Annotated in this window: 21 protein-coding genes; 11 read left to right on the forward strand and 10 right to left on the reverse strand. The window is 73.0% G+C overall.

What is annotated here, in order from left to right; genetic code table 11:
* Window positions 1-31: 31 nt before the first annotated feature.
* Complete coding sequence (locus tag ACIBQX_RS00785; RefSeq protein WP_396999258.1) at window positions 32-640, reverse strand: TetR/AcrR family transcriptional regulator; 609 nt, start codon at window positions 638-640, stop codon at window positions 32-34.
* Window positions 641-735: 95 nt separating this feature from the next.
* On the opposite strand from ACIBQX_RS00785, the gene ACIBQX_RS00790 reads away from it, so the two are divergent.
* Complete coding sequence (locus ACIBQX_RS00790) at window positions 736-1,911, forward strand: FAD-dependent oxidoreductase (RefSeq protein ID WP_396999259.1); 1,176 nt, start codon at window positions 736-738, stop codon at window positions 1,909-1,911.
* A 67-nt stretch (window positions 1,912-1,978) separates the two neighbouring features.
* Window positions 1,979-3,256, forward strand: coding sequence for a hypothetical protein (locus tag ACIBQX_RS00795; RefSeq protein ID WP_396999260.1), 1,278 nt, complete (start codon window positions 1,979-1,981; stop codon window positions 3,254-3,256).
* On the opposite strand, the gene ACIBQX_RS00800 is transcribed toward ACIBQX_RS00795, so the two are convergent.
* Window positions 3,229-3,978: a dihydrofolate reductase family protein gene (locus ACIBQX_RS00800; RefSeq protein WP_396999261.1), complete on the reverse strand. Its 750-nt coding sequence runs from the start codon at window positions 3,976-3,978 to the stop codon at window positions 3,229-3,231. The two genes, ACIBQX_RS00795 and ACIBQX_RS00800, sit on opposite strands and share 28 nt — an antisense overlap.
* Window positions 3,979-4,074: 96 nt before the next feature.
* Here ACIBQX_RS00800 and ACIBQX_RS00805 point away from each other — a divergent pair, with 96 nt between their 5' ends.
* Window positions 4,075-5,235: an epoxide hydrolase family protein gene (locus ACIBQX_RS00805; protein ID WP_396999262.1), complete on the forward strand. Its 1,161-nt coding sequence runs from the start codon at window positions 4,075-4,077 to the stop codon at window positions 5,233-5,235.
* A 64-nt stretch (window positions 5,236-5,299) separates the two neighbouring features.
* Complete coding sequence (locus tag ACIBQX_RS00810) at window positions 5,300-5,836, forward strand: NUDIX hydrolase family protein (protein ID WP_396999263.1); 537 nt, start codon at window positions 5,300-5,302, stop codon at window positions 5,834-5,836.
* Window positions 5,837-5,845: 9 nt separating this feature from the next.
* On the opposite strand, the gene ACIBQX_RS00815 is transcribed toward ACIBQX_RS00810, so the two are convergent.
* On the reverse strand, window positions 5,846-6,598 hold the full coding sequence (locus ACIBQX_RS00815; RefSeq protein ID WP_396999264.1) for a siderophore-interacting protein: 753 nt from the start codon (window positions 6,596-6,598) through the stop codon (window positions 5,846-5,848).
* Window positions 6,599-6,693: 95 nt separating this feature from the next.
* Between ACIBQX_RS00815 and ACIBQX_RS00820 the strand changes: the two genes are divergently transcribed.
* On the forward strand, window positions 6,694-7,434 hold the full coding sequence (locus tag ACIBQX_RS00820; RefSeq protein WP_396999265.1) for a TetR/AcrR family transcriptional regulator: 741 nt from the start codon (window positions 6,694-6,696) through the stop codon (window positions 7,432-7,434).
* A gap of 37 nt (window positions 7,435-7,471) precedes the next feature.
* Here ACIBQX_RS00820 and ACIBQX_RS00825 read toward each other — a convergent pair whose 3' ends face one another.
* Window positions 7,472-7,813, reverse strand: coding sequence for an ArsR/SmtB family transcription factor (locus tag ACIBQX_RS00825; RefSeq protein WP_396999266.1), 342 nt, complete (start codon window positions 7,811-7,813; stop codon window positions 7,472-7,474).
* An 83-nt stretch (window positions 7,814-7,896) separates the two neighbouring features.
* On the opposite strand from ACIBQX_RS00825, the gene ACIBQX_RS00830 reads away from it, so the two are divergent.
* Complete coding sequence (locus tag ACIBQX_RS00830; RefSeq protein ID WP_396999267.1) at window positions 7,897-8,973, forward strand: NADH:flavin oxidoreductase/NADH oxidase; 1,077 nt, start codon at window positions 7,897-7,899, stop codon at window positions 8,971-8,973.
* 72 nt (window positions 8,974-9,045) lie between these two features.
* On the opposite strand, the gene ACIBQX_RS00835 is transcribed toward ACIBQX_RS00830, so the two are convergent.
* Window positions 9,046-10,563 (reverse strand): SDR family oxidoreductase, encoded by a 1,518-nt coding sequence (locus ACIBQX_RS00835; protein ID WP_396999268.1) that lies wholly within the window; start codon window positions 10,561-10,563, stop codon window positions 9,046-9,048.
* Window positions 10,564-10,731: 168 nt separating this feature from the next.
* On the opposite strand from ACIBQX_RS00835, the gene ACIBQX_RS00840 reads away from it, so the two are divergent.
* A complete protein-coding gene (locus ACIBQX_RS00840) occupies window positions 10,732-11,283 on the forward strand; it encodes a fasciclin domain-containing protein (protein WP_396999269.1) in 552 nt (183 codons plus the stop codon).
* A 51-nt stretch (window positions 11,284-11,334) separates the two neighbouring features.
* On the opposite strand, the gene ACIBQX_RS00845 is transcribed toward ACIBQX_RS00840, so the two are convergent.
* Window positions 11,335-12,144 (reverse strand): pentapeptide repeat-containing protein, encoded by an 810-nt coding sequence (locus ACIBQX_RS00845; protein WP_396999270.1) that lies wholly within the window; start codon window positions 12,142-12,144, stop codon window positions 11,335-11,337.
* Between the two features lie 44 nt (window positions 12,145-12,188).
* A complete protein-coding gene (locus ACIBQX_RS00850) occupies window positions 12,189-13,097 on the reverse strand; it encodes an NAD(P)H-binding protein (RefSeq protein ID WP_396999271.1) in 909 nt (302 codons plus the stop codon).
* A gap of 95 nt (window positions 13,098-13,192) precedes the next feature.
* Here ACIBQX_RS00850 and ACIBQX_RS00855 point away from each other — a divergent pair, with 95 nt between their 5' ends.
* Window positions 13,193-13,606 carry a winged helix-turn-helix transcriptional regulator gene (locus tag ACIBQX_RS00855; protein WP_396999272.1) on the forward strand — a complete coding sequence of 138 codons (414 nt, stop codon included), beginning with the start codon at window positions 13,193-13,195 and terminating at the stop codon, window positions 13,604-13,606.
* Between the two features lie 81 nt (window positions 13,607-13,687).
* Here ACIBQX_RS00855 and ACIBQX_RS00860 read toward each other — a convergent pair whose 3' ends face one another.
* Genes ACIBQX_RS00860 through ACIBQX_RS00870 form a run of 3 tightly spaced genes read right to left on the reverse strand, consistent with a single transcriptional unit; the run spans window position 13,688 to window position 15,959 of the window.
* Window positions 13,688-14,332, reverse strand: a complete 645-nt coding sequence (locus ACIBQX_RS00860; protein WP_396999273.1) for a response regulator — start codon at window positions 14,330-14,332, stop codon at window positions 13,688-13,690.
* Window positions 14,323-15,435 (reverse strand): sensor histidine kinase, encoded by a 1,113-nt coding sequence (locus ACIBQX_RS00865; RefSeq protein WP_396999274.1) that lies wholly within the window; start codon window positions 15,433-15,435, stop codon window positions 14,323-14,325. Before ACIBQX_RS00865 ends, ACIBQX_RS00860 begins: the two co-directional genes overlap by 10 nt.
* Window positions 15,436-15,437: 2 nt before the next feature.
* Window positions 15,438-15,959 (reverse strand): GbsR/MarR family transcriptional regulator, encoded by a 522-nt coding sequence (locus ACIBQX_RS00870; RefSeq protein WP_396999275.1) that lies wholly within the window; start codon window positions 15,957-15,959, stop codon window positions 15,438-15,440.
* A 90-nt stretch (window positions 15,960-16,049) separates the two neighbouring features.
* On the opposite strand from ACIBQX_RS00870, the gene ACIBQX_RS00875 reads away from it, so the two are divergent.
* The 3 genes from ACIBQX_RS00875 (at window position 16,050) to ACIBQX_RS00885 (ending at window position 19,208) form a co-directional block, all read left to right on the forward strand.
* Window positions 16,050-16,973: an ATP-binding cassette domain-containing protein gene (locus tag ACIBQX_RS00875; protein WP_396999276.1), complete on the forward strand. Its 924-nt coding sequence runs from the start codon at window positions 16,050-16,052 to the stop codon at window positions 16,971-16,973.
* Entirely contained in the window at window positions 16,970-18,562 is a 1,593-nt protein-coding gene (locus ACIBQX_RS00880; protein ID WP_396999277.1) for an ABC transporter permease, read from the forward strand. The genes ACIBQX_RS00875 and ACIBQX_RS00880 overlap by 4 nt, the downstream gene beginning before the upstream one ends.
* A gap of 73 nt (window positions 18,563-18,635) precedes the next feature.
* Entirely contained in the window at window positions 18,636-19,208 is a 573-nt protein-coding gene (locus ACIBQX_RS00885; RefSeq protein WP_396999278.1) for a TetR/AcrR family transcriptional regulator, read from the forward strand.
* Window positions 19,209-19,310: the final 102 nt, after the last annotated feature.

Raw genomic sequence — 19,310 nt, forward strand, 5'->3', positions numbered from 1 at the left:
TCTCACCGCCCAGGGCCGCCCGGGCGGGACCTCAGGCCGGATCCCGCCCCGCGAGGCCGTACAGCAGGAGGTCGGTGAGGGTGTCGATGACCTCGTCGTCGGCGAGCCGGGAGTCCGGGGCGTCGGCGAGCAGCGCGTAGGCGAGCATGGACAGCATCCCGCCGATCGCCACCCCCACGAGCGTCGGATCGCCTGGCAGCGGATGCTCCCGCCGCTCCAGGTGCGCCAAATGGTCGCGGAACACCTCGGTCTCCTCGACGAGCCGCCGCCAGAAATCGCCGCTGCCCGGCCCGGCGGCGATGGCCGACTCGAACAGCGCGATCGTGACCGGCCGGTTGTCGCGCATCACCCGCCAGGCCACCGCCAGGTGCTGGCGGAGCTGGTCGCGGTCGGTCAGGTCGTGCGCCGGGTGCTCCGGCGCGGCGAGGTCATGGCCTTGGTCGCGCATGTCGGCGAGCAGGGCGCGCAGCAGGTCCTCCTTGCCGGTGAAGTGGTCGTAGAAGGAGCCGGTGGCCCGGCCGGCGGCGGCCGTGATGTCACTGATCTTGGTGTTCAGATAACCGCGCTCAACGAACTGGCGCCGGGCGGCCTCCTTCAGCGCCGCCTCGGTCTCGGCCGCCCTGGCCTTCCGCACACTCATCCGGTCCTCCAGTTGACGTCGATCTCGCGGCCACATCATACTGAACGCGTTTTCACCGAATAAGGATTCGGTGAATCCGAATTCAGGGAGTGCACATGCGAGCAGTGATGATCGGCGGCGGGGTGGCCGGGGCGGCGTGCGCGATCGCGTTGACGCGGATCGGGGCCGAGGTGACGGTCTACGAGGCCCACGACGATCCGGCGGGGCCCGTCGGGTCCTTCCTCAGCCTGTCCGTCAACGGGCTGCGCTCCCTGGACGCGCTCGGCTGCCTGCCCGCCGTCCAGCGGGCCGGCTTCGCGGTCGAACGGCAGCGCATGTGGTCCGGCCGGGGCAAGCTCCTGGGCGACGTCCCCCGTGGGCGGCGGCCCGGCGACTCCCTGCACAGCGTCACCCTGATGCGCGCCGACCTGGTCGGGACGCTGCGCGAGGAGGCGGTGCGATCCGGCGCGCGCCTCCTCACCGACCGGCGGCTCACCGGCCCGCGCGACCCCGCCGTCACCGGCGCCGACCTGGTCGTCGGGGCGGACGGCATCTGGTCCGCCACCCGCCGCGCTCTCGACCCCGAGCTCCCCGACCCCGTCTACGCGGGCCTCTACTCCGTCTCCGGCACCAGCACCGGCCCCGGCGACCGGACGCCCGGCTTCACCATGACCTACGGCCGCCGAGGGACTTTCATCCACCTGCCCGCGCCCGACGGCACCGTGTGGTGGTCCGCCCAGGTCGTCTCCGCCGAGCCGCCCGCCGACCCGGCCGCCATCGGCGTCGACGAGCTGGCCGCGCTGTTCCACACCGAGCCCACGGCGCTCGCGCTGCTGCGTGCCGGGGCGAGCGTGCACGCCGGGACCCTGCTGCACGTGCTGGCTCCGGCCAGGCGCCGCCACGACGGCCGGACCGTGCTGGTCGGCGACGCGGCCCATCCGGTCGGCTCCGGGCAAGGGGCCTCCATGGCGATCGAGGACGCCGTCGCCCTGGCCCGCGCGCTGGCCACGACCGGCGAGGTCCCGGCGGCCCTGGCCGCCTTCGACCGGGTACGCCACGACCGCACCGGCAAGCTGGCCAAGACCGCGGCCGCCAACCGGGACGCCAAGACGGCCGGGCCGCTGGCGACCAGGCTGCGGGACACCTTCATGCCGTTCTTCATGGGACGCTTCTACGACCGGGCCACCGGCTGGCTCTTCGACCACGACCCGGGACAGCTGCCCGCGCCCCGCGCCGAGGACTCTCGCGCCGCCGCGAGGCCCGCTCCAGCGAGAGTGCAGGAGCGGAGGTGAGCGCCCCAGACGCCTGACGCCACCGAACCGGCTCGCCGCCGCCGAGGTCGGCCTATACGATCACCGGATGCCCGAGCCCCCGTCACGAGCACACCGATCGACCCGCTGGGCGCGCCGGCTGGCCGCCGTCGTGATCAGCCTCTGCGCGCTGGCCGGCGCCGTGCGGCTCGTCGTGCCCGCCACCGCAGGGCCGACCGGCGAGCCGGCCGGAGTCCAGCGGCAGCTCACCTTCCTGCGCGCCACACTCGACGGCGGAGCCGGCGACGACGCGCAGCGGCTCTTCCCCGAGGGATACTTCTTCCTGCACGCCCTGTACGGCCTGACCTGGGCCGAGCTCGGCATGCGGCGACCGCCCGGCGAGCGGTCGGCGGCGTTACGGGAGGCCCGCTGGGCGCTGGCACGCCTGGAATCACCTGCCGGCCGCGCCCCCTTCAGCCCGGCCCTCACCCCTCCCTACGGCGTCTTCCACCGCGGCTGGACCAACCTGCTACGCGGCCAGACGCTGAGCCTCCAACCGGCCGGGCAACGGGACCCGGCGGAGGCGCGCCGCTTCGCCGACGACTCCGCCGCCCTCGGCGCCGCGTTCGGCGCCTCGGCCTCGCCCTATCTGGCCGCCTACCCGGGCCAGGCCTGGCCGGTCGACTCCACCGTGGCGATCGCGTCTCTGCGGCTGCACGACACGCTGCTGCCGCCCCGGTTCGCCGGCACCACCGAGCGGTGGCTCCGGGAGGCGCGGCGGCGGCTCGATCCACGCACCGGCCTGCTCCCGCACCAGGCCGACCCCGGCACCGGCGACCCCGTCGAGGTGGCCAGGGGCAGCTCGCAGAGCCTCATCCAACGCTTCCTCGCCGACATCGACCCGGCCTTCGCCCGCGAGCAGTACACCCGCTTCCGCGACCGCTTCCTCGCCACGCCCCTGGGCCTCGGCCCTGCCGTACGCGAATACCCCCACGGCATGGACGGACCCGGCGACGTCGACTCCGGCCCGCTCCCGCTCGGGATCAGCCTTTCGGCGACCGCCGTCACCCTGGGCGCCGCCCAGGTCCACGGCGACGCGCCGCTCGCCGGCGCGCTGGCCAACTACGGCGAGCTGGCCGGGCTGCCGCTCGGCACCCCCTGGACCAAGCGGTACGCCTTCGGCCTGCTCCCCATCGGGGACGCGTTCCTGGCCTGGTCCAAAACCGCGCGGCCTTGGGTGGCCGCCGTGCCCGCCCCGCCGCCGACCGTCGTCTCACCGTGGTGGCGCGTCCCGCTGCTGTCGATCCTTTCGCTGTTCGGCGCTCTGCCGTGGCTCCCCGCGCTACGACGCCGACGCCTTTACAAAGTAGATTCTTCGACGGCGTAACGCAGCAGGACGCGTCCCCCCGGCCTCTCCTCCACCCCGAGCAGCCGCAGCCCGGTGGGCGCGGCCTCCCTGTCCAGGTCGGGGGCGGTGAACAGGGCGGCCGTGGTGGTCCCCCCGACGGCCATGGGCAGCACCTCCACCTCGACCTCGTCGACCAGCCCCGCCCGCAGCAGCGCGCCGCCCAGCCTGCCGCCGCCCGTGGCGACGACGGTCTCCGCCCCGAACCGGGCGCGCAGCGCCGCCAGCGCCGCGCCGAGGTCGACCCGCTCCTCCCCCACGACGAGGTACGAAACCCCCTCGCGGCGCAGGTAGGCGAGGTAGTCGAGCGGCGTGCGGGCCGCGGCGAGGACCAGGACGTGCCAGCCCGCCCACGCCTCGTCGGGATACTCCTTGTACGTCCACCGCACCCGGCCCCCGCTGTCGGGGACGGTCAGCCAGCCCTTGGTGGCCCGTGCCGCGATCTCGTCGGGCACGAAGTCGCCCAGCAGCGTCGCGGCGGGCCGGTCGGCGGGCGGCAGGGGCGGCGGCTCGTGGCCGCCGGCGACGAACGACCCGCTGCCCTCCAGCAGGATCCGCGGCCGGTGCCGGCGCATGATGTCGGCGTAGCCGTCCTGACCGGACGAGGGCCAGCGCTCATCGAACATGATCGGTGTGCCCGGAGAGAGCGCGAGGCGGCCGTCCACGGCCGCGCTGTTGTGCGTGATGACTCGGGGACGATCCATCGTCTTCTCCTTCCTCTCCCGCCGTTCTACCAACGCCCACCGACACTTCCTGAAATGCGGAACGATCCTTTCCGCAATGCCTCCTACGGTGTTCCCATGACCGAGAACAGCGAGATCCGCCCCTTTCACCTCGACATCCCGCAGGCCGACGTGGACGATCTGTTCGACCGGCTGGCCCGGACCCGCTGGCCCGACGAGGCGCCGGGAGCCGCCTGGAGCCGCGGCGTGCCGCTGGACCACGTCAAGGAACTCGCCGACCACTGGCGGACCTCCTTCGACTGGCGTGAGCGGGAGGCCGAGCTCAACTCCTACCCGCAGTTCACCACGGAGATCGACGGCCGGCGGATTCACTTCCTGCACGTACGGTCTCCGGAGCCTGACGCGCTCCCGCTGATCCTCACGCACGGCTGGCCGAGCTCGCCGATCGAGTTCCTCAAGGTGATCGGCCCGCTGACGGACCCGCGGGCGCACGGCGGCGACCCGGCCGACGCCTTCCACCTGGTCATCCCGTCACTGCCGGGGTACGGCCTGTCGCCGCTGGGCGACGCCTCCGGGGGCGACCTGTTCCACGTCGCGCGGGCCTGGGCGGAGCTGATGGCCCGCCTCGGCTACGACAGGTACGCGGCGCAGGGCACCGACGTGGGGTCGGGCGTGGCGATGCTGCTCGCCATGGTCGCGCCGGACCAGGTCACCGGCGTGCACATCAACGGACCGGGGCCGTACCCCCTGGGCGGTCCCGTCGACCTGGACGGGCTGTCCGGCGCCGACCTGGTCCGGGCCGAGCGGTTCAACGACTTCCAGAGCCATGGACTCGGCTACCTGCACCTGCAGTCGACCCGCCCCCAGACGCTCGCGTACGGCTTGACCGACTCTCCCGCCGGGCAGCTCGCCTGGATCGCCGAGAAGTTCGCCGAGTGGTCCGGCCCGGCGGACGAGCCCGTCGACCGCGACCAATTGCTGACCAACGTCAGCCTCTACTGGTTCACCAGGTCGGGCGCGTCCTCCGCCAACGCCATGTACGAGGGGATGCGCGGGTACGCGCGGATGGCCGGGTCGGGTCAGGATCAGGCGCACGCGGGCCCGCCGATGGGCGTCGCGGTGTTCGCCGCCGACTTCAGCGTCCGCGCGCTGATCGACCCGGCGAACGCCATCGAGCACTGGTCGGAGTTCGACCGGGGCGGCCACTTCCCCGCCATGGAGGTGCCGGACCTGCTGACCGGTGACGTCCGGGCGTTCTTCCGCGACCACCGCGGGTGAAGATCGCCGAGATCGGCGGCGTCCCGATCGCGGTTCACGGCCCGGCGGCAAGTACGATCAGCGGGTGACCGAAATAACCGAGACCGTGCCCGGTTGGCTCGCTCCTGAGGAGCTGGAATCGGTGCGGGGCAGGATGCCGATCCTCTACGTGGACGCCGTGCCCGTGCGGGTCGACGACGCGGGTGTGGTGACTCGCCTCGGCCTCCTGCTGCGCATCGCGCAGGACGGCGGCGTGAGCCGTGCCCTGGTCTCCGGGCGCGTGCTCTACCACGAGCGGATCCGCGACGCCCTCCTGCGCCACCTGGAGAAGGACCTCGGCCCGGTGGCGCTGCCCAGCCTGCCCGCCTCCCCGGTGCCGTTCACCGTGGCCGAATACTTCCCGACTCCCGGCGTCACGCCCTTCCACGATCCGCGCCAGCACGCCGTCTCGCTGGCCTACATCGTGCCGGTGCGGGGCGACTGCCGGCCGCGGCAGGACGCGCTCGACCTGGAGTGGTTCACCCCTGACGAGGCCGCCTCGCCGATGGTGCAGCAGGAGATGACCAGCGGCCAGGGCGTGCTGCTCAAGCAGGCTCTCGCCTTCGTCGGCCGGCTGCCCTGACGCGCCGCTTCAGTGCAGGCCCCGCTTGCCCGGGGCCCAGAACGGCTTCACCGTGATCGAGGTTCGCGGCCAGTTCCGTTCACGGACCAGATAGTTCCTGATGAGCTGGCAGGTGCGTGCCTCCCCCGCGAGGTAGGCGGCACCGGCGTTGCCGGGCAGGTCCAGCGCCGCCACCGCCGCCAGCAGGGCCTGTGAGCCGGTCGCCGGGGCGCCGCCCCGGTGCACCCGGCGCAGCCGGTACGGCCCGGGGATCGGCAGCTCGTTGTCCGGAGTGTCGCTCTCCAGCGCCCCGTAGACCTCCGCATCGGGCCCGAGAGCCCGGATCATCGGCCCGAACGCCGCAGTGGCCGTCTCCTCCCCCGCGAAAAGGTGGAACGGCGCGGGCCGGGGGTGGAAGTCCCCTTGCGGGCCCCAGAACGTCACCGGATCCCCCGGCCCGGCCGCACGCGCCCACCGCAGCCCGATGCCGTCACCCTCGTACAGGTGGATCCGCAGCTCGATCGCGCGCTCAGCGGGGCTGTAGTCCCAGATGGTGTAGGTACGCAGCGTCTCGACGGGCCGTAGCAGCCCGCGCAGCGACAGCGGGTCGTTGATCTGGATCCGCACGTGCTGCCCCGGTGTGTACGGCAGCGTGATCGGCTCATCGGCGACGAGCCGGATCCGGCGTATCGCCGGCGTCACCATCCCCACCTCGGCCACGGTCGCTCCGGCGACGTACTTGGCGAACGCGCCGGCGAGCGGGTTACGGCGTTCGGTCCTCATGTCGCGACTCCCTGTTTAGAGGCTCTAAACTAGCTTAGAGCCATTAAGCAAACATAGGGTCGTTAGGATGTCAACCGGACGACAGAAGGAGGACGATGACCGCACAGGCCTCCAGCAGGCGGGACAGGCTGCGGCGGAGCACGCTCGCGGAGATCCACGCCGCAGCGCGGAAACTGCTGGTCACGCAGGGCTCCTCGGCGGTGACGATCAACGCGGTCGCGCGCGAGGTGGGCATGAGCGGCCCCGCCCTCTACCACTACCACTCCGGCCTCGACGACCTCATCGGCGCCGTGACCGCCGGCTTCTACCAGGAGCTCGCCGACGAGATGCGCGCCGTCCGCGACGCCTGCCTCTCCTCGCCGATCTCGCGCCTGCTCGCCACGGCCCGCGCCATGCGCGCCTGGGCCGTCTCGCACCCGGCGGAGTTCGGCTGGCTGTTCGCCCGGCCCGCCCCCGCGCCCGGCAAGCGCCGCCCCGAGTCCGCCGAGCACCAGGCCGGGGTCGCCTTCGAGCAGGTCTTCCTGGAGCAGGTGGCGGAGCTCTGGGACAGCGGCCCGTTCCCCGTCCCCGACCTGGAAGACCTGCCTCCCTCGCTGCGCGACCAGTTGCGGGCCTACTCGGCCGGCCTCGGCGGGCGCCTGCCGCCCGAGGCCGCGCACGTCTTCCTGTCGTGCTGGATCAGGCTGTACGGGCTGCTGTGCATGGAGGTGCTCAACCAGTTGAGCTTCGCCTACTCCGACGTCGAGCCGGTCTTCGAGGAGTGCCTGCGTGACCTGTGCGCCATGCTCGGCCGGCCCTACGAGCCCCCGGAGCCGGCGCACCGACCCACGTCGTAGTCACGTCGTACGACCATCAGCGGACCGTCGAGCGAGATCACCGATGGGCTGAAGCCTCGACCGCCGGCCGCTGCCTGGCGGTGGCGGCGACGACGCTGTCGAGCAGGCCGGGGAAGAGCGCGTCCAGGTCGTCACGGCGCAGGGAGTTCATCTTCGCGGTGCCCCGGTAGACCTGGTTGATGACCCCGGCCTCACGCAGGACGCGGAAGTGGTGGGTGCCCGTGGACTTGCTGACCACCAGGTCGATCTCCGAGCAGGACACCTCCCTGCCGGTCTGGGCGAGGAAGCGCACCACCTCCAGTCGCACGGGGTCGGCGAACGCGTGGAGGACCGCTTCCAGCCGGATCTCCTCGGACGTCGGATGCTCCAGTACTCTCACCCCAGCAATAGTACGACAGGTCTCGTAGTTTGACATTTCTCGTAGTACGTTAAGTGTCGTACAAAGCTCGCCTAGGAGGACCCGTGCTGTTCGACCCGATCACCCTGCGGTCGCTGACCATCCCCAACCGTGTGTGGATGGCCCCGATGTGCCAGTATTCGGCCGCCGTTGACGGCCCGGCGGCCGGAGTGCCGCACGACTGGCATTTCACCCACCTCACGACGCGGGCGGTGGGCGGCGCCGGGCTGATCCTGGCCGAGGCCACCGCCGTCTCCCCTGAGGGCCGGATCAGCCCCGCCGACCTCGGGCTGTGGAACGAGACCCAGCAGGAGGCGTTCTCCCGGATCACCAGGTTCCTGTCCGAGCAGGGCACCGTGCCCGGGATCCAGCTGGCGCACGCCGGCCGCAAGGCCTCCACCGACCGGCCCTGGCTCGGCGGCGGGCCGGTGAGCGCCGCCGACGGCGGCTGGCGGCCGGTCGCCCCGAGCGCGATCCCCTTCGCCGACGGCCACCCGGTGCCCGAGGAGCTGACGGTCGAGCGGATCCACCGCGTCGTGGCCGACTTCGCCGCCGCCGCCGAGCGCGCCCGCCGTGCGGGCTTCCAGGTCGTGGAGGTCCACGGCGCGCACGGCTATCTGATCGGCGAGTTCCTCTCCCCGCACAGCAACCGCCGCACCGACGCTTACGGCGGCCCGTTCGAGAACCGCATCCGTCTGGCGCTGGAGGTCGCGGACGCCGTACGCGCCGTCTGGCCCGAGGAGTTGCCGGTGTTCTTCCGCGTCTCGGCCACCGACTGGCTGCCCGACGGCCAGGGCTGGACCGGGGAGGACACCGTACGCCTGGCCAAGGAGCTGCTCGCGCACGGCGTCGACCTGCTGGACGTCTCCACCGGCGGCAACGCCGCGGGCGTGCGGATCCCCACCGGGCCCGGCTACCAGGTGCCGTTCGCCAATCAGGTGCGGGCCGAGACGGACCTGCCGGTGGCCGCGGTCGGCGAGATCACCGACCCGCGCCAGGCCGAGTCCATCCTCGCCTCCGGCCAGGCGGACGCCGTCCTGCTCGGCCGCGAGCTGCTGCGCAACCCGTACTGGCCGCTCCAGGCGGCGCGTGAGCTCGGCGTGCAGACGCGCCGGCCCGACCAGTATCACCGCGCCGTCTGAGCCGCGCCGTCTGAGCCGCGCCGGCCCGCATCCCGGTCCCCGCATCCCGGTCGTGGCGGTCCGGCCACGGCCTCACGTGCGTTCTCGCGCGCCCCGGTCATGCGGGCCGGGGTGCGGACGGGATCGCGCGGCGCGACGGACCGCCGCCACCGCGACGTTACGCGGCATCCGGCCGAAGACGATGCCGTGGAAGGGCGAGATCAGCCACCAGTAGAGATGGCCGAGCAGTCCGCGCGGGTGGAACACCGCGCGCTGGTGGTAGACCGTCCGGCCGTCCTCCTGGCTCTGGCTCAGCTCCAGCCAGGCCAGTCCGGGGAGCCTCATCTCGGCGCGCAGGCGCAGCAGGCGTCCCCGCTCGACCTCCTCCACCCGCCAGAAGTCGATGGCGTCACCCACCCGCAGGCGCCGTGGGTCGCGCCGGCCCCGGCGCAGGCCCACCCCGCCGGCCAGCCGGTCGAGCGCGCCGCGGATCCGCCAGGCGACGGGCAGGGAGTACCAGCCGTTCTCGCCGCCGATCCCCTCGATGACCTCCCACAGCGCCTCGGGGGGCGCGTCGACGAGCCTGCGGCGCCGGTCGATGTAGAGGCTGCCGCCCGCCCAGCCCGGATCGGTGGGCAGGGGATCGCTGGGCGCGCCCGGCGTGGAGGCGGACGACCACCGCGTCGCCACGTCCGCCTCCTTGATCTTCTGCAGGGCCAGCGTGACGGCCTCGCGGAAGCCGATCAGCCCGTCCGGCGGATCCGGCACGTACGCCGCGATGTCGTGCTCCCGGCAGACCGCCGGGTTGCGCAGCGACTCCACCAGAGGGCGGGCGATGGTGGCCGGCACCGGGGTGACCAGGCCGACCCAGTGGCTGGACAGCCCCGGGCTCAGCATCGGCAGCGGGATGATCAGGCGTCTCGGCAGGCCGGCGACGGCGGCGTAGTGGTGGATCATGTCCGCGTACGTGAGCACGTCGGGGCCGCCGACGTCGAAGGCGCGGTCGACCTCGCCGGGGACGTCCGCCCAGGCGACGAGGTAGCGCAGGACGTCGCGGACGGCGATGGGCTGCGTACGGCTGCGCACCCAGCGGGGCGTGGTCATCACCGGCAACCGTTCGGTCAGGTGGCGCAGCATCTCGAAGGAGGCCGACCCCGATCCGATGATCATCGCGGCTCGCAGGACCACGGCCGGCACCCCGGACCCGAGGAAGATCTCGCCGACTTCGGCCCGTGAGCTCATGTGCGGCGACAGGTGCCCGCCCGAACCAGGGGTGAGGCCGCCGAGGTAGACGATCCGCCGTACGCCCGCCGCCTCGGCGACCCTGGCGAACCCGCGGGCGGCCATCCGGTCGGCCTCCTCGAAGCCCTTCCCGCCGCCCATGGTGTGGATCAGGTAGTAGGCGACCTCGATCCCCCGCAGGGCGTCCGCCGTGCGGGCGGCGTCGCCCGCGTCGGCTCCGGCGATCTCGACCCGGCCCGCCCAGGGCAGGTCGCGCAGCCGTGCCGGCGAGCGCACCATGCAGCGGACGTCGTGTCCCGCCGCGAGCAGCTCGGGGACCAGCCGTCCGCCGATGTAACCGGTCGCGCCTGTGACCAGGCATCGCGTCATTCGTCACACCTCCCGAAACCGTCTTTCTCGGATCCGGATCCGTTCAAGACCGACGGCAGGTGCTCTTTATCCCCTTTTGGGATAGATGCGACCCCAGGCTTCTCGACGCCTCCGGAGACTGGATGCGAGGCATAACGCCGACGGCTCCATCGAACCGAGGAGACCATGGTGAAACGACTTCTTCTGGCGGCGGCCATGACGCTGACCGCCACAATGACCACCACGAGCGCATCCGCATTCTCCCCCGCTCCCTCACCCGACGCCAGCCCGTTCGGCCCCGCGTGCTCTGCGATCGAGAGCTCCCTCGCCGGCATCGCCGAGCAGCCGGTCGGGACCGCGGTCTCCGAGGTGAGCGAGCTCTCCACGCTGGCGGACGCGCTGGAGCAGGCGGGCCTGGCCGACAAGCTGAACTCGGCCGAAGAGCTCACCGTGTTCGCCCCGACCAACGAGGCGTTCGAGGCGATCCCGCAGGAGACGCGGGACAAGCTGATGGCCGACAAGCAGCAGCTCACCGAGGTCCTCAACAACCACGTGGTCGAGGGCAAGAACGAGCCGGCCGACCTGGAGGACGCCACTCTCACCACCCTCGGGGGCAGCGAGCTGACCGCCAAGGGCTCGGGCGAGGACCTCACGGTCAACGACGCGAAGGTGGTCTGCGGCAACGTGCCGACGAAGAACGCCACCGTGTACGTCATCGACAAGGTCCTCATGCCGCAGTAGCGGCCGTCCGGCAGGCGTCCCGGTCTTCGGGGCGCCTGACCGGCCCCCCGCTCAGGAAGCCCAGTGCTCCGGACGGGTGAGCGCGGGCGGGAGCCGGGTGGCGGCGTCGCCCTTGGCCGCGTTGAGCTGGGACTGGGTGAGGAAGACGCTGCCGGTGAGGTCGGCCCCGCTCAGGTCGGCGCCCCGCAGGTCGGCCCCGATGAGGTCGGCCCGCCGCAGATCGGCGCCCTTGAGATTGGCCCCGATGAGGTACGCGCCGCGCAGATTGGCCCCGGCCAGATCGGCGCCCCTGAGGGCGGCCCCGATGAGGTCGGCCCCTCTGCGGTCCTTCTTTCGGCGGCCCGCGCCGCCCCTGACGAGCTCGCTCGTGCGCAGCAGCAGGACGTTGACCCGCTGCCGATGCCCGGCGACGTCCAGCTCCAGCAGGTCGGCCGGCCCTCGGCGGGTCAGGCGCTCGGTCTCGTCCAGCATCGACCGGAGGTCACCGTGGATCGCGCGGGCGGCCGGCAGGGCCAGCGCCTCGGTGAGGTAGGCGAGCAGCTCGTGAAGCTGCCGCATGACCGGGAACACCTCGAACATCCGCTCGGCGGTCTCCGGGTGCCGCCTCCAGTCCCGCCCCTCATAGGTGACCTGGGAGACCTTCTGGCCCGCGCCGAAGCAGTCGTAGACGGTGCAGCCGGAGAAGCCCTCCTGCCGCAGGCGCCGGTGGATGCCGCAGCGGAAGTCGGCCTGAAGGTTGCCGCACGGCTGCCCGGCGGGCTTGTCGACCGCGAAGTCCGCGGACGCGGCGAAGGGCAGCGCGACACAGCACAGCCCGAAACAGTTCGCGCAGTCAGCCCGCAGGGCCCGCTCGTCCGACAACCCGCTCAGTCCTTTCAGAGATCGCTGTCCATGATAGGCGCGGGTCAGCGCTGACCTGCCAGGGCCGACTGGACCGACGCCACGACGAGGCCGCGCACCGGCCGCGGCGCGTCCAGGAACGCGGTCAGGTGGCCGCCGCGGCCCTCCAGCAGCCCCGCGCCGATGTTGGAGAACGTCGACATGGTGTGCCCCGCCTGGTACGGCTCCAGCCCGGTCAGCGCCGCCCGCGCCTCGCCCAGCGGCACCGGCCGGTACTGGACGGGCCGGCCGAGCGCCTCGGCCAGCGCCTCCGCAAGCTCCCGCCCGCCGACCGCCTCCACGCCCTCCAGCTCGTACGTGCGCCCCACGTGCCGCCCCGATGCCCCCGGGGCCCCAGACGCCCCCGAGGCCCCGGATGCCAGGTCCGCCTGCGCCTCGGCCGCCACGCGCACGGCCACGGCGGCCAGGTCGTCGCGGGCGACGACCGACAGCCGCCCGTCGCCGAGCGGCGCGGTGAACACCCCGCCGGCCGCCGCCGCAGCGGCTCCGGCCATGGCCAGCCCGGCCGGAATCTCGGCGTACAGGCCGTTGCGCAGGACCGTGACGTCGAAGGGCGCCTCGGCCAGTCGCGCCTCGGTCCAGCGGTGCGCGAGCGCGATCGTGAGCCGCTCCCCCGAGCCGGCCAGGCTGGTGTAGATCACGTGCCGGACGCCGGCGGCGGTGGCCGCCCGCACCACGGCGCCGTGACGGGCCAGGACGACGTCGTCCTCGGCGTACCCCGCAGAGACGAATACCAGCACGTCCACGCCCGCGAAGGCCGGCGCCAGCGTTTCCGGCCGGTCGAAGTCGGCGAGCCGCGCCGTGGCGCCGTCACCGGAGCTGCTGGCCCCGGCCGTCGCCAGTCCGCCCGCTGCCCGCAGTCCGGCGAGGACCGCACCGCCAAGTCGCCCCGACACGCCGGTGACGAGAATCATGAGACCACTCCTGTTGTTGATGTGCGAGGTGACCGAAAGGGTGACCGACGCCCAGCATGGGGGCGTCCTGGCACCCGCTGTAAGGAGGCACTTTCATGTCAGTCGCGCACACGGAGGTAACCCCCCAGGCCCCCGGGCCGTGTGGGGATGACGACTGCGGCATCCGCGACGTGCTCGACCGGCTCGGCGACAAGTGGACGGTGCTGGTGATGGTGGAACTGACCAAAGGCGTGCGGCGGTTCAGGGAGCTGCAACGGGCGATCCCCGGCATCTCCCAGCGGATGCTGACGCTGACGACGCGGCGGCTGTGCCGGGACGGGCTGGTCGAGCGGACGGCGTACCCGACGATCCCGCCGCAGGTCGAGTACCGGCTGACACCGGTCGGCCGGAGCCTGGCCGAGACGATCGAGCGGCTGGCCGGCTGGTCGAGGGAGCACAAGGACGCCATGGCGGCGGCCCGGCAGCGGTGGGACGCGGCCTACCCCGGCGAGGCGGCCGAGCCCCGCTGATCCGCGCCGCTGTTCTGTCGCTTGATCGAGCGCCCCGTACGAGACCTCCGCCGAAGAGCACGCACGGGCGGGGCGACGGGGCTAGCCGTCGAGATAGCGGAGGATCGCCAGCACCCGCCTGCTGTACGCGGGGGTGGCCGGCAGGTCGAGCTTGTCGAAGATGGCGTTGATGTGCTTCTCGACGGTGCTCAGGGACACGTGCATGCCGGCCGCGATCGCCGCGTTGGTGTAGCCCTGCGCCAGGCGGCGCAGCACCTCGCTCTCCCGTCCGGTCAGCGTGCGCAGCGGGTCGGTGTGGGTGGTGCGGGCGAGGAGCTGCCGGACCACCTCCGGGTCGATGACGGTGCCGCCGGCGCGGACCCGCTCCAGCGACTCCAGGAACTCGGCCACCTCCGAGACCCGGTCCTTCAGCAGGTAGCCGAGCCCGCCGGTCTCGCCGGAGAGCAGTTGGGCCGCGTACGTCTTGTCGACGTACTGCGACAGGACGAGCACGCCCACGCCGGGCCGGTCCTCGCGGATGCGCAGCGCGGCGCGCAGGCCGTCGTCGGTGTGGTCGGGCGGCATCCGCACGTCGACGACGGCGACGTCGGGACGGTGGGCGCCGACCGCCTCGATGAGCGCGGGTGCGTCGCCGACCGCCGCCACGACCTCGTGGCCCGCCTCGCGCAGCAGCACGGCCAGGCCCTCGCGGAGCAGCACGGCGTCATCGGCCAGGATCAGCCGCACGGCGCCTGCCTCGGCAGGGTGGCGCGCACGCGGGTGCCGCCGCCTTCGGAGCCGGTCACCTCGAAGACGCCGTCGAGCGCCAGCACCCGCCGGGCGAGGCCGGACAGGCCGGCGCCGGCCGGGTCGGCCCCGCCCCGGCCGTCGTCGGAGATCACCACGCTCACCGTCCGCTCGTCCTCGGTCAGGACGACCAGGATGTCATGGGCCTGGGCGTGCTTGACCGCGTTGGTGATCGCCTCCCTGGTCACGAAGTAGAGCGCGGTCTCCACCTCCGGGACGGGCCGCCCGGCCAGCCCGTACCGGATCGTCACCGGCACGCTGGACCACTCGGCGACGCCCGCGAGCGCGCTGCGCAGGCCGAGCTCGTCGAGCGCGGTCGGGTAGACGCGCCAGGCGACGCTGCGCAGCTCGTCCAGGAGCCGGCGGGACTCGGTGTAAGCCTGGCCGACCAGGTCCGCGGCGGCGCCGGGGTCATGGCGGGCGCGGCCGAGCAGCATGGCCAGGGCGACGCCGTGCTGCTGGACGCCGTCGTGCAGGTCACGCTCGATCCGGCGCCGCTCGTCGTCCACCGCGCGGACGATGCCGGACCTGCTCGTGGTGAGCTCGGCGATCCGCCGGCGCATCCGCTCGCTCGTACCGGGGCCGAGGAAGCGGGCGGCCAGGCGCCGCTCGACGGCCACCACGCCCAGGCAGCAGAACCCGCCGACCCCGATCAGGAAGAGGCCGGAGACGAGGCCGACGATCCGGGTCTCGGTGATCAGGCGGATGCCGGGAAAGTGCAGCGACACGGGGATGACCTGCCCCGTCAGCGCCGCCCAGCCGGCCCCCGCCAGGAACAGCAGGCCGAGGAAGAGCAGGGACGTCGCCAGGTAGCCGCCGAGCAGCCCGGCCAGCCCGCGCAGCGCGAGGTACCCGGGCCCGGCCGGGCCCGGGTCGCTGTCCTGGGCGAACAGGACCCGCAGCCGCGCCCGTTCCAGCGCCACCATCGGAGCCGTCCAGCGCTTCCTGAGCGGCCAGGCCAGGACGAGGAGGAGCAGTTCGGCGGCGCCGGTGACCGTCCCCGCCACGACTCCGGCCAGCCTCCGCGCGACGACGCCCAGCACGGCTACTCCTGCGCGGATCGGGCGTTGACCTCGTTCCACTTGTGCAGCAGCTGGGGCACCTCGCTGCGGAGGAAGGCGAAGAACCGCCGGGTCTCGTCCATCCGGGCGCCCGCGGGCGTGTCCGTGCCCAGCACCTCCGCCCCGTCGCGCGCGCCCTCCTCGAAGCGGCGGAACACCTCGTCACTCGACGCCGCCGCTCTGTACCAGGCCGCCTGGTCGACGCGGTAATGGTCGCGGCGCTCCCCCGGGTCGCGCTCGCGGGTCACCATCCCGACCCGCATCAGGTACTTCACCGCCCCCGACACGGCCGACGGGCCCACCTGCAGCACGTCGGCGAGCTCGGCGGCGGTACGCCGGCCGTCGTCGGCGATGAGGAGCGCCGCGAGCACGCGGGCGGCCATCCGGGGATAACCCGAGTCGGACATGATCAGGGCGAAGCGTTCGAGGAACCGCAGCCCGTCGGCCGTGGGCCCGCCGCCACCTGTCTCGATCACGCCGCTCCCGTCGTCAGCCCTGCCGGTCATGCACACCTCTGCGCGTTCGTCTCTGCCGGCCCAAGGCTACAGCTTTCCGATAGTTCACGAATTTCGTGAAATCCATGTACATTGCACATCATGTCACAAGTAATCTCCGTATCCGGCCTGGTCAAGACCTTCGGCCGGACACGGGCACTCGACGGGCTGGACCTGACGGTCCGGGCCGGCGAGGTGCACGGGTTCCTCGGTCCCAACGGGGCCGGCAAGTCCACCGCCGTCCGGATCCTGCTCGGCCTGCTGCGCCAGGACTCCGGCACGGCCCGGCTGCTGGACGGCGATCCATGGCGCGAGGCGACCACACTGCATCGCCGGCTGGCGTACGTGCCCGGCGACGTGACCCTGTGGCCGACGCTGTCCGGCGGTGAGACGATCGACCTGCTCGGCCGGATGCGCGGCGGGCTCTCCCCCCGGCGCCGGGCCGAGCTGCTCGACCGGTTCGAGCTCGATCCGCGCAAAAAGGGGCGCGCGTACTCCAAGGGCAACCGGCAGAAGGTGGCCCTGATCGCGGCGCTGGCCTCGGATGCCGAGCTGCTCATCCTGGACGAGCCCACCTCCGGCCTCGACCCGCTGATGGAGACGGTCTTCCAGGAGAGCATCCAGGAAGAGCGGCGCAAGGGACGCACGGTGCTGCTGTCCAGCCACATCCTGGGCGAGGTCGAGGCGCTGTGCGACAGGGTGAGCATCATCCGGCGCGGCCGCACGGTGGAGACGGGCACGCTCGCCGAGCTGCGCCACCTCACCCGCACGTCGATCACGGCCGAGCTCGACGGCCCCGTCCCCCCGCTCGCCGGCTCGGCGGGCGTGCACGACGTGTGGACGCAGGGCGACCGGCTGCGCTGCCAGGTCGACGGCGGCGCGCTGGACGCGCTGCTGGCCGAGCTCGTGAAAGTCGGCGTGCGGAGCCTGGTCAGCCGGCCGCCGACGCTGGAGGAGATGTTCCTGCGCCACTACGAGGACGCTCCGGCGGGCGCGACCGCGGAGCACGCGGCGGTACGGCGATGAGCACCCTCACCGGCACCGGCGGCCTGATCCGGCTCATCCTGCGACGCGACCGGGTGCGGGCGCCGGCCTGGTTCGGGCTGGTGGCGCTGCTCGTGATCGGAGTCGCGAGCTCGGTGGCCGGCGCCTATCCCACCGAGGAGGCACGTCAGGTCTTCCTCCAGACGACCAACGGCGACCCGACCCAGCTCATGATGATCGGCCCGATCTACGACCCGTCCGCCGGAGGGCTCGCCGCGTGGCGCGTCCGCGGGCAGGCCGCCCTGCTCATCGCGCTGGCGAGCCTGCTCCTGGTGATCCGCGCCACCCGCGCGGAGGAGGAGGCCGGCCGCGCCGAACTGCTGGGCTCGACCGTGGTCGGCCGGCACGCGGCGCTGACGGCCGCGCTGACCGTGGCGTTCGCCGCCAACCTGGTCACCGCCCTGGTCGTGGCACTCGGGCTGATGAGCCAGGGCCTGCCCGCGCGGGGCTCGCTGGTGATGGGGCTGTCGGTCGCCGCCGCCGGCTGGGTCTTCGCCGCGCTCGCGGGCCTCACGGCCCAGCTGACCGACACCTCCCGCACCGCCGCGGGCATCGCCGTCACGGCGATGGGCGTCCTGTACGCGGTGCGCGCGGTCGCGGACGTCGGCGGGAGCGCCTGGGCGTCCTGGCTGTCACCGTTCGGCTGGACCCAGCGGATGCGGCCCTTCGCCGGTGACCACATGTGGCCGCTCCTGCCCGTCGTCGGCCTGGTCCTGCTGCTGGTGGCCGTCGCGTACCGGATCTCCGCACGCCGGGACCTGGGCGCCGGGGTCCTCCCTCCCCGGCTCGGCCCCGCGCACGCCACGCCGGGCCTGCGCACCTCGCTCGCCCTGGCCTGGCGGCTGCAGCGGGGCACACTGCTCGCCTGGGCCGTCGCGTTCACCGCTTTCGGCGCCGGCCTGGGAGGCGTGGCGCGGAGCGCCGCCGAACAGCTGAACGCCAGCGAGGCTCTCCGAGGGCTGATCGAGCGGATGGGCGGCGGTGGCCGTCCCGCCGACGGCTTCTTCGCCTTCGCCATCTACCTGATGAGCCAGGTCATCACGGTCTACGCGATTCAGGCGACCCTGCGGTTGCGGGCCGAGGAGACCTCCGGTCGCGCCGAAGCGGTCCTGGCCGGGCCCGTCGGCAGGTTGCGCTGGGCGGGCGGTCACCTGGCCCTCGTCGCCGCCGGGTCGGGGATCGTGCTCGCCGGGCTCGGCCTCGGGATGGGCTTGGTCCACGGGCTCTCCACGGGGGATCCGGGCGGCGAGATCACGCGGCTGCTGGGCGCGAGCCTGACGCGGCTGCCTTCGGTCCTGGTGCTGGCCGCCGTCGCGGCGCTGGCGTACGGTCTGCTGCCACGGCTCGCCGCGATCATCGCCTACACCGCGCTGGGCGGGTGCCTCGCGCTCGAGTTCGCGGTCGAACTGCTGCGCGTCGACCCGTCGGTGCTGCGGGTGTCGCCGTTCGCGCAGACCCCTGGGCTGCCGGTCGCCGAGTTCACGGTGACGCCGCTGGTCCTGCTGGCCGCCGTCGCCACCGGGCTCACCGCTGCGGGGCTGGCCGTGCTCCGCCGTCGCGACCTCGGCTGACCCGCGACCATCGCGTTACGGCCCTCCGAACAGTATTGGACTGCTCGTTTCAAAACGTGTTACGGTACCGGGTATGGCGCGACCGAGGAAGTTCGAGGAGGAACGGGCGGTAGAGGCGGCCATGCGCGCGTTCTGGGACGCGGGCTACGAGGCCACCTCGACACAGGACCTGTGCGAGGCCACCGGACTGGGCCGCAGCAGCATCTACAACACCTTCGCCAGCAAGCGCGAGCTGTACGACAGGGCGCTGCGCCACTACATGACGCGGAAGAACGCCGGCCTGTTCGAGCTGCTGGAGCGGGACCTGCCGATCCGGGAGAAGGTACGCGTCCTGCTGTGGCAGATCGTGGACGGCGACGACGACGAGCCGACCGGCTGCTTCGTGGTCAACAGCATGGTGGAGCTGGCTCCGCACGATCCGGAGGTCGCCGCATGCCTCCAGCGCGACCAGGAGCGCCGCCTGGAGGCGCTGCGGGCGGCGATCGGCCTGGCCCACCACCGAGGGGAGCTCGGCCAGGACACGGACCCCGCCACCCTGGCGCACTTCCTCGTCGCGACGGTCAGCGGGATGCGCGTCGTGGCGCGCGGCGGCGCCGACCGCTCCGCACTGGAGGCGATCGCCACCACGGCACTCACCGCCTTCTGACGCGGACGACGGCTTTCGCGGCCCTTCACACCGGCACCGGGTTTCTCGCACCGGCGCCGGTTCTGCTTGCTCCCCACCTCGGCGCCGGGTTGTGCCGGCCTC

Origin of the sequence: Nonomuraea sp. NPDC049714, assembly GCF_044465295.1 — a bacterium.
In the GTDB taxonomy this organism is placed as follows: domain Bacteria; phylum Actinomycetota; class Actinomycetes; order Streptosporangiales; family Streptosporangiaceae; genus Nonomuraea.

Bases quoted from the DNA above. Each gene is read 5' to 3' on its own strand.
- ACIBQX_RS00785 (WP_396999258.1), bottom strand. From the start codon at position 640: ATGAGTGTGCGGAAGGCCAGGGCGGCCGAGACCGAGGCGGCGCTGAAG.
- ACIBQX_RS00790 (WP_396999259.1), top strand. From the start codon at position 736: ATGCGAGCAGTGATGATCGGCGGCGGGGTGGCCGGGGCGGCGTGCGCG.
- ACIBQX_RS00795 (WP_396999260.1), top strand. From the start codon at position 1,979: ATGCCCGAGCCCCCGTCACGAGCACACCGATCGACCCGCTGGGCGCGC.
- ACIBQX_RS00800 (WP_396999261.1), bottom strand. From the start codon at position 3,978: ATGGATCGTCCCCGAGTCATCACGCACAACAGCGCGGCCGTGGACGGC.
- ACIBQX_RS00805 (WP_396999262.1), top strand. From the start codon at position 4,075: ATGACCGAGAACAGCGAGATCCGCCCCTTTCACCTCGACATCCCGCAG.
- ACIBQX_RS00815 (WP_396999264.1), bottom strand. From the start codon at position 6,598: ATGAGGACCGAACGCCGTAACCCGCTCGCCGGCGCGTTCGCCAAGTAC.
- ACIBQX_RS00820 (WP_396999265.1), top strand. From the start codon at position 6,694: ATGACCGCACAGGCCTCCAGCAGGCGGGACAGGCTGCGGCGGAGCACG.
- ACIBQX_RS00835 (WP_396999268.1), bottom strand. From the start codon at position 10,563: ATGACGCGATGCCTGGTCACAGGCGCGACCGGTTACATCGGCGGACGG.
- ACIBQX_RS00850 (WP_396999271.1), bottom strand. From the start codon at position 13,097: ATGATTCTCGTCACCGGCGTGTCGGGGCGACTTGGCGGTGCGGTCCTC.
- ACIBQX_RS00855 (WP_396999272.1), top strand. From the start codon at position 13,193: ATGTCAGTCGCGCACACGGAGGTAACCCCCCAGGCCCCCGGGCCGTGT.
- ACIBQX_RS00870 (WP_396999275.1), bottom strand. From the start codon at position 15,959: ATGACCGGCAGGGCTGACGACGGGAGCGGCGTGATCGAGACAGGTGGC.
- ACIBQX_RS00875 (WP_396999276.1), top strand. From the start codon at position 16,050: ATGTCACAAGTAATCTCCGTATCCGGCCTGGTCAAGACCTTCGGCCGG.
- ACIBQX_RS00880 (WP_396999277.1), top strand. From the start codon at position 16,970: ATGAGCACCCTCACCGGCACCGGCGGCCTGATCCGGCTCATCCTGCGA.
- ACIBQX_RS00885 (WP_396999278.1), top strand. From the start codon at position 18,636: ATGGCGCGACCGAGGAAGTTCGAGGAGGAACGGGCGGTAGAGGCGGCC.